The 13,484-nt window shown below is 56.2% G+C and carries 12 protein-coding genes and 1 pseudogene; 6 read left to right on the top strand and 7 right to left on the bottom strand.

All coding sequences use genetic code 11. From position 1 onward, the window contains the following. The first annotated feature begins 69 nt into the window (after nt 1–69). The 4 genes and pseudogenes from WH277_RS04455 to WH277_RS04470 form a co-directional block, all read left to right on the top strand. Nucleotides 70–309: a ParD-like family protein gene (locus tag WH277_RS04455; RefSeq protein WP_159338387.1), complete on the top strand. Its 240-nt coding sequence runs from the start codon at nt 70–72 to the stop codon at nt 307–309. A gap of 5 nt (nt 310–314) precedes the next feature. Then, the gene (gene map / locus WH277_RS04460) at nt 315–1,094 is read left to right on the top strand and encodes a type I methionyl aminopeptidase (protein WP_339504582.1); all 780 of its coding nucleotides are present in this window, start codon (nt 315–317) and stop codon (nt 1,092–1,094) included. 558 nt (nt 1,095–1,652) lie between these two features. Continuing rightward, nucleotides 1,653–2,351: a hypothetical protein gene (locus WH277_RS04465; protein ID WP_339504584.1), complete on the top strand. Its 699-nt coding sequence runs from the start codon at nt 1,653–1,655 to the stop codon at nt 2,349–2,351. 16 nt (nt 2,352–2,367) lie between these two features. Continuing rightward, a pseudogene (locus WH277_RS04470) lies at nt 2,368–2,676 on the top strand (M24 family metallopeptidase); the annotation flags it as partial. A gap of 416 nt (nt 2,677–3,092) precedes the next feature. Here WH277_RS04470 and WH277_RS04475 read toward each other — a convergent pair. From WH277_RS04475 to WH277_RS04505, 7 genes are all read right to left on the bottom strand, one after another. Next, the gene (locus WH277_RS04475; RefSeq protein ID WP_339504586.1) at nt 3,093–4,196 is read right to left on the bottom strand and encodes an alkylhydroperoxidase domain protein; all 1,104 of its coding nucleotides are present in this window, start codon (nt 4,194–4,196) and stop codon (nt 3,093–3,095) included. Then, the gene (locus tag WH277_RS04480) at nt 4,193–5,224 is read right to left on the bottom strand and encodes a putative FMN-dependent luciferase-like monooxygenase (protein ID WP_339504587.1); all 1,032 of its coding nucleotides are present in this window, start codon (nt 5,222–5,224) and stop codon (nt 4,193–4,195) included. Before WH277_RS04480 ends, WH277_RS04475 begins: the two co-directional genes overlap by 4 nt. Next, a complete protein-coding gene (locus WH277_RS04485) occupies nt 5,221–6,840 on the bottom strand; it encodes a dipeptide ABC transporter ATP-binding protein (protein WP_242462109.1) in 1,620 nt (539 codons plus the stop codon). The genes WH277_RS04480 and WH277_RS04485 overlap by 4 nt, the downstream gene beginning before the upstream one ends. Continuing rightward, a complete protein-coding gene (locus WH277_RS04490; RefSeq protein ID WP_133846796.1) occupies nt 6,837–7,697 on the bottom strand; it encodes an ABC transporter permease in 861 nt (286 codons plus the stop codon). The genes WH277_RS04485 and WH277_RS04490 overlap by 4 nt, the downstream gene beginning before the upstream one ends. Further along, nucleotides 7,694–8,638, bottom strand: coding sequence for an ABC transporter permease (locus WH277_RS04495; protein WP_167863530.1), 945 nt, complete (start codon nt 8,636–8,638; stop codon nt 7,694–7,696). The genes WH277_RS04490 and WH277_RS04495 overlap by 4 nt, the downstream gene beginning before the upstream one ends. 6 nt (nt 8,639–8,644) lie before the next feature. Then, nucleotides 8,645–10,273, bottom strand: a complete 1,629-nt coding sequence (locus WH277_RS04500; protein WP_133846794.1) for a TIGR04028 family ABC transporter substrate-binding protein — start codon at nt 10,271–10,273, stop codon at nt 8,645–8,647. A gap of 113 nt (nt 10,274–10,386) precedes the next feature. Then, complete coding sequence (locus WH277_RS04505; protein ID WP_133846793.1) at nt 10,387–10,833, bottom strand: winged helix-turn-helix transcriptional regulator; 447 nt, start codon at nt 10,831–10,833, stop codon at nt 10,387–10,389. An 87-nt stretch (nt 10,834–10,920) separates the two neighbouring features. Here WH277_RS04505 and WH277_RS04510 point away from each other — a divergent pair, with 87 nt between their 5' ends. Both WH277_RS04510 and WH277_RS04515 read left to right on the top strand, forming a co-directional pair. Next, nucleotides 10,921–12,123, top strand: coding sequence for an MFS transporter (locus WH277_RS04510; RefSeq protein ID WP_339504590.1), 1,203 nt, complete (start codon nt 10,921–10,923; stop codon nt 12,121–12,123). Beyond that, nucleotides 12,120–13,478, top strand: a complete 1,359-nt coding sequence (locus tag WH277_RS04515; RefSeq protein WP_339504592.1) for a pyridoxal phosphate-dependent decarboxylase family protein — start codon at nt 12,120–12,122, stop codon at nt 13,476–13,478. Before WH277_RS04510 ends, WH277_RS04515 begins: the two co-directional genes overlap by 4 nt. Nucleotides 13,479–13,484 lie beyond the last annotated feature (6 nt).

The raw sequence follows: 13,484 nt of genomic DNA on the forward strand, positions 1-13,484 counted from the left end.
ACACACAAATAGCCATCACCCCAAAAACCTGTCAGTATACATTCCATATATGTTTCGTATAGGTGCCATATGGGAATCGTCAAAATTTCCGACCTGATGCATGAGAACCTGCGCATTGCCAGCCAGGCGATGAGTCGTTCGATCAATTCACAGGCAGAGCACTGGTTAAAAATCGGCATGCTGGCCGAGCTCTATCCCACGCTCACGCATCATGAACTGGCCAGAGCGCTGGTGCAGGCAGAGCTGGATGGGGGGATGGAGATGGCCCGTATTCTCAATGGTGACGTGAAAACAGAAAAGGCGGTCTGAAAACGATGGTAACTCTCCACTCTGCTGATGAAATCGAACGTGCACGCGCAGCGGGCCATGCCGCGGCACAGGTCCTGGCAATGATCGTTCCCTTTGTGCAGGCCGGTGTGACGACCGATGAACTGGATCGGCGCTGTCATGACTATATTGTCAATGAACTGGGCATCATCCCGGCGAATATTGGCTATCACGGCTACACCCGCACCCTGTGTACCTCCGTGAATCACGTGGTGTGCCACGGCATCCCGGATAACAACGCGTTGCAGGAAGGGGACATCGTGAATATTGACGTCGCGGTGATCAAAGATGGCTGGTTTGGTGATACCAGCCGTATGGTGTTTGTCGGAAAACCTTCTGAACAGGCGCGGCTGTTGGTTGAAGTGACTTACCAGTCACTGCTGGCGGGGATCCGGGCGGTACGTCCGGGTGCCCGGCTGGGGGATGTCGGTGCTGCTATCCAGCAGGTGGCGGAAAAAGCCGGTTTCTCTGTGGTGAGGGACTACTGCGGGCACGGTATTGGTCAGGTTTATCATGATACGCCAGATGTGCTGCACTACGGCACGGCAGGGCGTGGAATGCGACTAAAGCCGGGAATGATTTTTACCATTGAACCGATGATTAATGCCGGAAAGGAAGAGACCGATGTGCTGTCTGATGACTGGACGGTGGTGACGCTGGATGGTTCGTTGTCGGCACAGTGGGAACACACGATTGCGGTGACGGAAACGGGGTTTGATTTACTGACGCCGTGGCCGGATGGCACGGGGCAGTACCCGGCGGTGTAAACAACAGGGTGAAGCTTCTTCACCCTGTTTTACAACAAGCACTGATAGCTGCCTTTTAAACTATCTATTTTTATTGGTTTTTTTTCTTGGCCATAAAAAAGTTACAATACAGCTGATTAGTAGTATGGAAATGCTTGTTAAAAACCATCTATCGGGGGAAAGTATAAATGAAAGTAAACAAACGAAAATGACATATAACTCAATAAAGAAATAATCAATAAGTGATTTTATGAAAAAGTTATTTTTGAGCATTTTTGTTTTCTGCTTTTTGGAAGATAAAGCGCGAAATTAAGTATGATATTACACTTGATATTACCAATAGTAGAATAAAAAACGAATCAAAGTCGCTTTCAGAGCTAAAAATGTTTGTTGTTTTGGCAATGCGGTAAATTATATCAGATGGAAAAAATTTAAAGATAAGAATGAGGGCAGTGGTGATGACCACTATGAATGTGATTAGCAAGGTTAGTGTAAAAAAAATCCATTTCTTCAAAGTACAAACTCCTGTATTGTAATTTCCGCATATAATACTACATCTGATAGAAAAGGAAATCTATTATGTCATTAGCATCACATCTTAAAGTTAAAATGGAATCGGAACGAAGCGCAGCGCTGGCTCTGGATAAGGCTGCAGAAGCTTTCAGAACGGGTAGTACTCAAGTTCTTAATGATGTTAGAGGTGGATTTGAGAGGGCAACCTGGTACGGTTCATGCCTGTTTGACAGATATAATGATGTATGTTCTGAACTCAACAATGAGAATAAAAGGTTTTTCTTATCCATTTCTGAAGTTTATAAACGAAATGATGTAATATTAGATATGGTAAAAATATATTTGAACTATGAATTGGACAAGGTTGATGGAAAAAACAATCTCATTCAAGAGTTAGATAAAAAAATAGCAGGAGTTTTGTCATCTTATCAGGTTGGGAATGTAACAAAAACCGCGATCGCCAACTCAGTTGCTGTATTGATATGCAGATCATTAAAATTTAATGATTTTGTTTTGAAAAATATAAACAGAGCCACATTAATTTTTGTTACTTTTTTTAGACTTTATGGGAAAATACAAGCGTCTGCTTTGAGTGCAAGGAAATTAAAATCATCACATCCAGAACTTTATCATCATTTCTATAAGGCTGGAATTGAAATGCTCTATTTTTTAATCGAAGACCGCATCGATGAGAGTATGAAATCGTCGGGCACTAAAATGGGTGAGGATAGGTTCCTGACAATAGTCAAAACATTAACACAGTAACATCTGTCTTCCATCTCTGAATGATGAAGCTCATGCTTCCCGGTGTGGTTTTTTTCGATTTTCACATAGCCATGCTGCCGCACAGGTTCTGGCAATGATCGTTCCCTTTGTGCAGGCCGAGGTGAAAACCGATGAACTGGATCGGCGCTGCCATGACTATTTTGCCAATGAACTGGGTATTATCCCGGCGAACATTGGCTGTCACGGGTACACTCGCACCCTGTGCGCCTCCGTTAATCACGTGGTGTGCCACGGCATCCCGGATTATAAGGCGTTACAGGACGGGGGCATCGTGAATATTGATGTCGCGGTAATCAAAGATGGCTGATAACCATTGTAGATATAGTACTTGCAACAACTTCGGTGGATAGTTTATAAGTATGCCTTTAATTTCATCATGTCTTTTTTCGTGAAAAATAAAATCATTTACTACGCGTAAAAATTATGGAGGATTTATTTTGTCTAAATGGATATCAAAGAAGCTGATTTTTGTCTTTATTTTCGTGTTATTTACTGTTGCTTTTTTTGAGCTATTTTTTATATTTATTCCAATAGATATCGCTGATAAGTATGCATCTTATTTAAATCCTTTTTACATCTTTAGTAATCTTAGTGCTATTGTCGTCGCGCTTATATTGATATCTTTAGTTGCAACAATATTTCTAAATTCGATAATATTTCGAAAAAAACAATAAGTGATATAAGGGTGAAGTTTATTCACCCTGTTTTGCTATACGCAGCTTACGCGGCGGGCACGAAAGGTTCGCCCAGCGTCAGCATCAGGCGGTTGGCCCAGGCGAAGAACGCGGTGGACTGCACCAGATCGAGTAACTCCAGTTCGCTCAGCCCCTGGGCGCGCAAGGTCTCCAGCTGTGCCAGACGGGGTGTCGGCGGCGTGGCTGAGAGGGAAGCGGCAAGGTCAATGATCGCCAGCCAGCGGTCATCCTGATCGGCCGCCAGCGGCTGGCCAGGCGCGATATCAATAAAACGCTGCACGTCTTCCGGCTGCTTCGAGAGCTGTCCCGCCTTACGCGCATGAAAAGAGGCGCAGAAGATGCAGCCGTTGACTTTACTGGCCACCGTTGCAGCCAGCTCACGCTCTTTACGCGGCAGTCCGCCTGCCGTATAAAAAATCCCTTTATCCGTCAGCGTGCGCTGTTCCAGCAGCGGCAGGTTGCGTGCCAGCAGGCGGAAGTAATCAGACTCTGAGTGACCGAATTTTGCCAGCGTGGCCTGCTCGACCGCATTAAATTCCGCCAGAGGTTTGGCGGCCAGCCACGGTTCCCAGCCCAGCTCATCACGGGTAAAGCGCACGGGCGCCTGCTGGCCACTCAGCGTGTGCGGTTCGGTGCGCCAGACGGCGGCCGGAGTCCGCTCGACAGTGCCTGCGGCCACATCTTCGCCACCCAGCTGGCGCAGGCCGCGTAACAGACGGCTCTGGAAGCTCACAAACGCCACCAGCTGTGACAGCGTCACGATAGCGGCGGCTGACCATCCTGCCTGCTCCAGCTCGCGTAGATGCTCAGGCTCAGCGGCTGCGGGTTTAAACGTCAGCCGCTCCGCGTGAGCCAGTGCGCTTTGCCACTTTGTTTCCGGCTGCGCCCCGGCCTGGCGTGCGGCGTAATGCTCTGCCAGGCGCGATTCGCCGTGCCAGTGGGCCACCTGCTGGGCAATCGCCAGCCGTGCGATCAGGGGGAAGTCATCGCCGTTGTGTGCAGAGAACAACACCTCGTAGCTGCCCTGAGTATGTTCAGTGGCGGCATCACGCGTCTGGCGTGCGGCGGCCAGTGCACTCTCCGGGGCGATCCCGGCCAGCTGTTGCAGTAAATCAATGGACTGTGTCATACGGTTTCCTTGTGGGAGAAGGCGTTAACAGGGGCGCGCCAGCCAAGCTCCGGGGCGACGTCAGTGGCCAGCAGCTCAATGGAGGCCAGGATCTGCTCGTGCGGTGGATCGATCGAATGCACCTGGAACGACACGTCAGTGACACGGGCCAGGGCGGTGTCGCGCTGCAGGGATGTGACCACCTGTTGCGGCGTGCCGAGATGTACATCGAAGGCGGCAATATAATCGTCCAGCGTATTCCCCGGCACCACATGGCCTGCTGCACGATGTTGCGCAGCCTGTGCCGTCAGGCCTGGCAGTGCCAGGCGGCGTGCTTCTGCCCCGTCGCGACTGACGAAAGCCGTACGCGAGGCAAGAATGCGGGGAATCGTCCCTGCGGGGAGCGCCGCGAGATAGGCATCGATCATCGGGTTCTGTATCTCATCCAGCGGCAGAAGAGGGTTTCCGACGGGCCGCGGCTGCGTGCGCGACAGCATCAGGCCATGCCCGGCTGCGCCGGCGCGGGTGGCCCCCGCCACGGAGAAGGTCGCCTGCCAGATGCGTTCTGCCAGCTGTGGTGCGGCCGGGTAGAGGCGGTTGTCGTCATGGCCCAGGGTATCACCGCCCCAGGCCTGTAGCAGGGTGTTCAGCCCGGTATTAAAGGCGGCGGCGCGCTCATCAAAGGTCAGCCCGAACGGCAGAAATGACGTGTGCGTTCCGCCGGAACCCAGCCCCAGCTCCAGACGCTGCTGGCTCAGCAGGTCGAGCACGGCGGCGTCTTCTGCCACGCGCAGGGCATTTTCCATCGGCAGAGTGATAATGGCCGTGCCTAGGCGGATACGCGAGGTCTGCGCCGCCACACTGGCAAGAAACAGCAGCGGAGAGGGCAGGCCGCCTTCGTTCTCATGAAAGTGGTGCTGGGCGATCCAGGCGGTATCATAGCCCCAGTGCTCCGCGTGCTGGATCTGCAGGGTGGCGAGACGATAGCGTTCTCCGGCACTGGTTTTATCCAGCAGGCGGGTGAAAAAACCAAGGCGTTTGGTGGTCATGCGGTGTCCTTAGCGCGGGTCAGCGCAGGGATGGCGGCGATCAGTTCACGGGTATAATCGCTGGCCGGAAGCGAGAAAATGTCGGCAGTATTGCCGCAGTCAACCTGTTGCCCGGCACGCAGTACCGAAACGCTGTGCGCCAGCTGGCGAACCGTGGCGAGATCGTGAGAAATAAACAGATAGGTCAGCCCCAGCTCCTGCTGCAACTGTTGCAGCAACGTGAGGATCTGCGCCTGAATGGTGACATCCAGCGCTGAGGTGGCTTCATCCAGCACCAGGATCTGCGGCCGCAGCACCAGCGCCCGGGCAATGGCCACGCGCTGGCGCTGGCCGCCGGACAGTTCATGAGGCTTACGATCCAGCAGGGCGAGAGGCAGCGCCACGCGGCTGGCCACCTCTTCCACTCGCTGGCGGCGTTCTTCCCGGCTGACCGGAGCAAAGTTCAGCAGCGGCTCTTCAATCACCCGAAACAGCGTCTGGGAGGGATCGAGTGAGGCAAACGGGTTCTGGTACACCAGCTGGATCTTCTGCCGCAGCTGGCGCAGGGCTTCACCGTGCAGTCCGCTGATATCAATGCCGTCCAGCACGATGCGCCCGCTGTCAGCCTGCTGGAAGCCCAGCAGAATGCGGGCAAGAGTGGTTTTACCCGAGCCGGACTCGCCTACCAGCGCATGAGTGGTGCCACGTGCCACGCTGAAGGACACGTTGTTCAGCGCCTGAAAACCTTCCTCTTTGCCCAGGGAAAAGTATTTGTTCAGGCCGCTGATCTCAATGGCGGGCTGGGAAAAACTGGCTTCAGGCGGCGTGGCGAGCGTACCGGAAAGCGCAGGTGCATCGGCAAACAGCTGGCGGGTATACGCATGCTGCGGGCGGTGGATAATCGCATCGGTGCTGCCCTGCTCCTGAATCTCCCCCTGGCGAAACACCAGAATGCGGTCGGCTCGTGCCGCCGCCACCGCCAGGTCATGGGTAACAAACAGCACCGCCGTGCCGGACTCGCGCCGTAGCTCGTCAATCAGATCAAGAATGCGTTTTTGTACCGTAACGTCCAGCGCACTGGTCGGTTCGTCAGCAATGATCAGGGCCGGTTTCAGCGCAATGGCGATGGCAATCAGTACCCGCTGTTTCATCCCGCCGGAAAGCTGGTGCGGATATTGCCGTGTGCGCTGTTCAGGGTGTGACAGGCCGACGCGGGCGAGCAGGGCGATCACCCGTGCTTCGCGTTCCCGGCGTGACAGTCGTTCATGCAGCAGCAGGATCTCACCCACCTGGTCGCCAATGGTTTTCACCGGGTTCAGTGAACTGCCAGGGTCCTGTGGGATCAGGCTGATGCTGGCACCGCGCAGGGCATCCAGACGTTTTTGCGACCAGTGGGTGATCTCGGTACCGTTGAGCCAGATTTTCCCGCTCTCGCGTTCACCGTTTTGCGTCAGCAGGCCGATAATCGCCTGCGCGGTGGTGGTTTTACCGGAGCCGGATTCCCCCACCAGCGCCACCACTTCTCCACGGTTCACCTGGAAGGAAACATTGTGAACCACGCGTTTATGCTGCTGGCCACTGCGGTAGGCGATGTTGAGGTTCTCGATTTTCAGTACCGGAGTGATGGATTCGCTCACCGGCGGCCTCCTGAATAGTGATGGCTGATACGGTTAGCGGCCAGTACCACTGCCACGACGATCACGCCGGGGAAGGTGGTCAGCCACCAGGCGGTGGAGATGTAATTACGGCCTTCGGCAATCAGCAGGCCCCATTCCGGGGTCGGCGGTGGTGTACCGTAGCCAAGGAAGCTCAGCGTTGAAATTGCCAGAATCGCGCTGCCGAACTGCAGCGCAGAGAACGCCAGCACCGGAGTCAGTGAGTTCGGCAGGATATGACGCCACAGCACGGCGATAAAAGTGCCCCCGCTGCCGCGGGCAGCTTCAACGTATTCTGAGTGACGTACGCGCACCACTTCCGAACGGGCCAGACGTGCGAAATTCGCCACTGAGGTGATACCCACGGCAATGGCGGCGTTGACCGTGCCAAAGCCGAGCAAAATAATAATACTTAATGACAGCAGCAGGCCGGGGATCGCCAGCAGAACGTCGACCAGGCGCATAATCACGCCCTCGCTACGGCCGCCCAGCGATCCGGCGGTTACGCCCAGTAAGGTGCCGACCGTCAGGCCCAGGGCCACGGCCACCAGTGCCCCGCTCAGTGAATGGGAGGCGCCCCATACGATGCGGGCATACACATCGCGGCCCAGCTGGTCCGTACCCAGCCAGTGACCGGCCTGCGGTGCCAGACGCTGCGCGCCGGCAACGCCTTCCGTGCTGCTCCAGTCGGTGAACCAGCCGGGCACCAGTGCCCAGAGGATCACCAGAATCATCACTGCCCATGCCAGCGTCAGGCCCGGGTTCAGGCGCTGATACCACCCGCTGCCTGCACGGCGATGGCGGGTTCCTGTGATGCTGTTCAAATCCACCAGGCTCATGATGTCGCCCTCGTAAAATGTTTCAGTCGCGGATCGAGCAGCGGTGAGAACAGATCGACCAGCAGATTAATCAGCACAAACCCGGTCGCTGAAATCATCACTACCGCCTGCAATACCGCCACATCCTGATTGTTGACCGCCTGCTGAGTCAGCTGGCCGAGGCCGCTGAGACCAAAGACCGTTTCGGTGATCAGTGCGCCGGCAATCAGTTCACCCAGCAGCAGCCCGGCGATGGTCAGTACCGGTAGCAGGGCGTTGCGCGCCACGTGATGCCAGAGTACGCGCCGCTGGCTGGCACCTTTGGCACGCGCGACCGCCACGAACGGCTGGGTCTGGACCTGGTCAATACTGCGGATCAGGATCTGCGCCAGCGGGGCGGAAATCGGTACCGCCAGCGTGATGACCGGCAGGATCAGTCCGACCCATTCGCCGGGGTTAATAATCGGGATCCAACGTAGCTGGAAGGAAAATACCTGGATCAGGGCAATCCCCAGCCAGAAGGTCGGCAGTGAGATAAACAGCGACGGTAGCGCCTGCAGGGCATTACGCAGCCAGCGCAGGCCCACCAGGCTGGATGAGAAGGCAATCAGCACCGCCAGCAGGGTAGCCAGCAGAAACCCCGGCACGGCCAGGCGCAGGGTGGCGGGGAAATTCTCCGCCAGAAGCTCACTGACCGGCACCCCGGCCTGCACGGAGAAACCAAAGTCACCGTGCAGCATGCTTGCGAGGGTATGCAGATACTGCTGCCAAAGTGGCGTACTGGCACCGTAGGCCTGACGCATCTCTTCGATCTGTGCCGGGCTGAGGCCAAGGTCAGGATTCTGAAACTTAATCAGGATCGCATCGCCGGGCAGTACCTGGAGCAGAATAAAAGAGACGGTAAACGCCGCCCACAGTACCAGCAGTGCCTGCCCCAGCCGCCGGGTAAGATAACCGGTCATGGTGGCTTACCCCCGTTTTTCCAGCCAGACAGCATAGAAGCTTGGTCGGCCGACGGCTTCAAACGTCAGACCTTTCAGCCACGGCGCGCCCGCAAACACCTGCGGTTCTTCGAAGATAGGAATGTTATAGGCGTTATCGATCAGATAGCGCTGAGCGTCGCCCGTGAGTTCCAGACGTTTTTTCGCATCGGTTTCGCTGGCGATGCCGTCCAGAATGGCGTTCAGTTTGTCGTCGCGGAAGTTTTTCACCAGGCTGCTGGAGCCGCCTTTCTGAAGCAGCGCATCACGCACGGTCGGATAGAACGAGCTTTTCACCACATCCGGGTCGGCGCGGCCCACTTCGGTCACATTGAGCGGGGTTTTCAGCGGATCAAGGCTGTCGACGGTTTTGCTGCCCGCATCGCCCGCACGCACAGTCAGGGTGACTCCCACCTGCTTCCACTGCTGAGCTACCAGTTGTAACACTTCTTTATTCTGCGGTTGTGGCAGGGACTCATACACCGCCAGTGCCAGCTTTTTACCGTCTTTCTCACGGATGCCGTCGCTACCGGGTTTCCATCCTGCTTCATCCAGCAGTTTTTTCGCCAGTACCGGATCAAACGTCAGTCGATCGCTGAGGTCGACGAAGCCTGCGGCTGAAGTGGCCAGTACCGACTTCGCCTGTGGGTAATTTGGAGAGAACAGCGTATCAACGATCTGTTTGCTGTTGGTGGCATGTAACAGCGCTTTACGCACCTTCACATCGGCGACCAGCGGGTTATCCGGGCGGAAGCTCAGGCTGTCATTAACACCGCGTGTCGGAGCCGCATAAATCGGGAAGTTCTGCTGCTGTGCCTGTTTCTCATCATAAGCCTGCACCTGGCGGATGGCATCCGCCTGGCCTGCCAGCAGCGCGCCGATGCGCACACTGTCTTCCGGCGTCACGATAATTTTGATGCCATCGAGGTTCGCCCGCCCCTGCTGCGCGAGGTTTTTTGGCCCCCACTGATAGTCTTTGCGCACCGCCAGATCGACTTCACGCCCCAGCTTCTCGCCACTGACAACAAACGGCCCGGAACCGATGATGTGGCGGGCATCGCCCAGGGCGTCAAAGTTACGTGCCAGCGTGCTGAGTGATACCAGACCGGAACCGATGGTGGCGGTACCCTGCAGGAAGCCAGGAGACGGCTTTTTAAAGAAGAATTTGACCGTCAGCGGGTCAACCACTTCGCTGTGATCGTAGTTATTGATCACCTCTGAAACGGGCAGACGCTGGGCTTTATTCCCCAGGCCGTAAGTATCAAAGTTTTTCGCTACTGCTGCGGCGTCCAGCGGTGTGCCATCGGAGAAGGTGACGCCCGGGCGGATTTTGAAGGTGTACTCGGTATTATCAGCGTTGTGCGTCCAGCTCTCTGCTATCCACGGCTCCACCTGCAGGGTTTCCGGGTTCTGCCAGGTCAGCTTATCGGTGATCTGGTTCAGAATCCCGCCGTTCGGATAGAAGCCCCCGGCCGGAGGATAAAGATTGGTGTGAGCCTGCTGCTCCAGGTACACCAGGGTACCGCCCTGTACAGGTTTGTCTGCGGCCGATGCGGCGGTGGCGTTCAGTAAGGCAATGGCCCCGGCAAGTGCCGTCAGGCGAAGAGCAACGCGCATGGTGAATTCCTTTATTGTCAGTGTGCTAAGTGGCTGACAATAAATATCAGGCCTGACAAGGGGTCAGGAGAACCAAGAAATTCATCTGGCTATTTGCGTTTTTTGCATAACGATCAGGCGTATTTTTGCACACAGGTCATTTCAGGGGTGATCGCATCTCCCTGCTGGTTGCACACCCGCAGCGGTGCCAGCGGTTTACCGCTGGTGGTTTCCAGTAAATCGGAATGGGTTTCACCGGCAGCAAACAGATGCTGTTCCCCAAACTGTTGCAAAGAAACAATCAACGGAAACAGGTCCCCGGCGCGGTCGGTCAGCACATACTCCTGCCAGGCCGAGCCATCAGAGGCCGGTTGCACCCGCAGCAGTCCGGCTTCGACCAGCTTTTTCAGCCGATCGGCGAGAATATTGCGTGCCACCCCCAGGTTACGCTGAAACTCGCTGTAGCGGCGCACGCCGTCAAACGCATCGCGCAGGATCATCAGCAGCCAGCGATCGCCAATCAGATCAACACTGCGTGCGACCGGGCAGGACGACTGGCTGAGAGGTAAACGGTCAGTCATGATTTTTTCCTCGTCAATTTAGTTGCATTTTAAAACCACTTGCGGCAGGCTGCAAATGGTTTTAATTTGAAACCAATTGGGGGTGGCATGAATACATGGGTAGCGAAGAGCGCGGACAGTACAGGTTTATCGTCATTGCAGGTGAGTCTGTTTGCCTGCAGTAGCGGCCTGAGCGTGGCGAACGTCTATTATGCACAGCCGCTGCTGGATGCGCTGGCGCACTCTTTTTCCATCACCTCTGCGGCCGTTGGTGGAGTGATTTTTGCCACTCAGGTGGGGTGTGCACTGGCGTTGCTGTTGCTGGTTCCGCTGGGAGATGTGTTCAACCGGCGTCGACTGATGCGCTATCAGCTTGCCGGATTAATTCTGGCGCTGTTACTGGTCTCTGTGGCCACGCATGTGCTGATGTTACTGGCAGCGATGTTGCTAATCGGCCTGCTGGGAACGGCAATGACGCAGGGCATGATTGCCTATGCGGCCGCGGCGGCCAGCCCGGAAACGCGTGGGCGTGTGGTGGGTGCCGTTTCCGGTGGCGTGGTGATTGGATTACTGCTGGCGCGTGCGGCCGCGGGTCTGGTGTCAGATATTACCGGCTGGCGTGGCGTTTACGTCTGTTCTGCGCTGGTGATGCTGCTATTGGCGGCGATCCTGTGGCGCAGGCTGCCTGATTTACCTCAGGCTGCGCCTGTACGCTGGTCACAGGTAATGTTTTCTCTGTGGCGTTTGCTGCGTACTCATCGGGTATTGCAGGTGCGTGGTGTGCTGGCGTTACTGATGTTTGCCAGTTTTAATATTTTCTGGAGTGCGCTGGTATTACTGCTGCGTGCTCCGCCTTGGCAATTGACCCATGGACAGATTGGTGCACTGGGGCTGGTGGGCGCGATCAGTGCGCTTATCGCGGGTCGTGCCGGACGCTGGGCTGACAAAGGGCTGGCAGAACGCACCTCTGCGCTGGCGCTGGTGGTACTGCTGATGAGCTGGTTGCCACTGTGGCTGGGGGCAGGGTCATTGCTACTGCTGATGGCCGGGATCCTGCTGCTGGATGCAGCCGGGCAGGCATTACATGTCAGCAGTCAGAGCCTGATTTTTGCCAGTCAGCAGGAAGCCGGAGGGCGGTTGATTGCGGGTTATATGCTGTTTTATTCCGCTGGCAGCGGCGCTGGAGCGCTGATTTCAACCCAGGCGTTTGCCTGGGGAGGGTGGGACGCGGTGTGCCTGTGCGGCGCTGCCGTCAGTCTGCTGGCGTTACTGTTTTGGGTGATGATGCGATTAATACGAGGTCAGTTATGAACGAACGGGAATTACTCTCTGCCGCCGATGCGCGTGCCCTGAGCTACAGCGCCTCGCTGGCTACCCGCCGGGTGTTTCCCGATGCTGCGGCGCTTGCCGGGCTGGCGCGTTTTGATGAAGCGCTGCCGGTGAACGGGTTACCCGCAGAGCAGACGCTGGCGTTGTTGGATGATGCCGGATCTCCCGCCACCACGGCATCCAACGGCCCGAACTATTATGGTTTTGTTATCGGTGCCTCACTGCCCGTGGCCGCGGCAGCCGAGCGGCTGATGATTGCCTGGGATCAGTGTGCTTCTGGCTGGGATAACTCACCCGTTTCCGCCACGCTGGAGCGGCTGGCCGGGCGCTGGCTGCTGGAGGTCCTCGACCTGCCACGTGACAGTACGGTAGGGTTTGGCACCAGCGCCACGGCCTGTACGCTGAGTTGCCTGGTGACGGCCCGGCGTGAGTTGTTACTGCGTCAGGGCTGGGATATTGACCATGACGGGCTGGCAGGCGCGCCGGAAATCAGGGTGGTTGTGTCCGAACTGACGCATATCACGGTGAAAAAAGCCCTGCGGGTTCTGGGCTTCGGACTGCGTCACCTGAACGTTGCGCCGGTGAACGGTCGGGGACAGATTGATCTGACGCGCCTGCCCGCCCTTGATCACCGCACGATTCTTTGTTTACAGGCTGGCGAGGTAAATACCGGCGAATTCGATGATTTCTCGGCGCTGATCCCGGCGGCGAATGCTGTCGGTGCCTGGGTACACGTCGATGGTGCCTTTGGTCTCTGGGCGCGCGCCTCAGCGCTGAAAACGCTCACGGATGGTGTTGAGAAAGCGGACAGCTGGACGACTGACGGACATAAGTGGCTGAATACCCCTTATGATTGCGCCATGGCGATCTGCCGTCATCCGGGTGCGCTTGCCTCGGCGATGAATGCTGATGCGGCCTATGCAGTGGCGGCACCGGATGCGCAAAAAAATCTGACGCTGGAGTTTTCCCGTCGCCCGCGGGGTATTCCGGTCTGGGCGGCATTGCGTACGCTGGGTCGTGAGGGCGTGGCCACCCTGGTTGAGCAGCATTGTGCGCTGGCGTGTCAGATTGCGTCAGGTCTGCAGGACGCCGGGTTCGAGATATTGAATCGGGTGATACTCAATCAGGTTTTATTTCGTGCACAGGACGATGAACATACTCAGCGCGTACGTGAAGCACTTCAGGGATCCGGAGACGCCTGGTTTTCAGGGACGTTGTGGCAGGGAAAAGCGGCATTACGCATCAGTGTGTGTTCATGGCGAACGCAGGAGGAACATGCGAAGAAGCTGGTGGTATTATTGAGGCAGTTGTTTGAGCAGACGCAGTCTGTCAGCTGAAAATGC

Source organism: Erwinia sp. MYb416 (assembly GCF_037479575.1).
GTDB classification, from domain to species: Bacteria; Pseudomonadota; Gammaproteobacteria; order Enterobacterales; family Enterobacteriaceae; genus Erwinia; species Erwinia rhapontici.